1 protein-coding gene is annotated in these 424 nt (G+C 39.2%); it reads right to left on the bottom strand.

Translation table 11 applies throughout. The features are described from left to right. Nucleotides 1-45: 45 nt before the first annotated feature. Nucleotides 46-240, bottom strand: a complete 195-nt coding sequence (locus tag AB4585_RS23355) for a hypothetical protein (protein WP_065211311.1) — start codon at nucleotides 238-240, stop codon at nucleotides 46-48. Nucleotides 241-424 lie beyond the last annotated feature (184 nt).

The following is a 424-nucleotide window of genomic DNA, read 5'->3' as shown; positions in this document are numbered from 1 at the left end:
TTTCTATTTTCTTTTGAAGGTTGCATGAGGTCTCGATGACATTGATTAGTTCTTGTCGCCGAGGTAGTCGACAGTGATTGCGCATGCCATGCTAATGGGAATCCCAATGATTGCTATCCAACCAAGAATATCTGCAACTCTTTCGTTGTAATTTGTAATGTGAATAAAGTATCCAGTAACCGCACATCCAACCATTAGGCTAATTAAGATGGCGAAAAACGTATCTAGTTTTCTGTTCATTTGGAGCTCCAAGTTTTCTAGGTGAAAGGATTACGTCAGGATTACCATCTGTGAGGTTATGTTGCTCTAGCGTAATGTCGGTACATTGAAATGGAATGAGGTGTCGAAGCAAAAAAGAAGCGAAACATAAAAACACAAAAAGTGTCATTTCTATATCACTGCTGGTTCTCCAGTAGAAATACAG

Origin of the sequence: Vibrio sp. 10N.222.49.C9, from assembly GCF_041474985.1 — a bacterium.
Classification (GTDB): domain Bacteria; phylum Pseudomonadota; class Gammaproteobacteria; order Enterobacterales; family Vibrionaceae; genus Vibrio; species Vibrio crassostreae_C.
This window is presented reverse-complemented; position numbering and strand designations above follow the sequence as displayed.

What these genes read in the sequence shown, in the direction of transcription:
- AB4585_RS23355 (WP_065211311.1), bottom strand. Translation starts at nt 240, where the DNA reads ATGAACAGAAAACTAGATACGTTTTTCGCCATCTTAATTAGCCTAATG.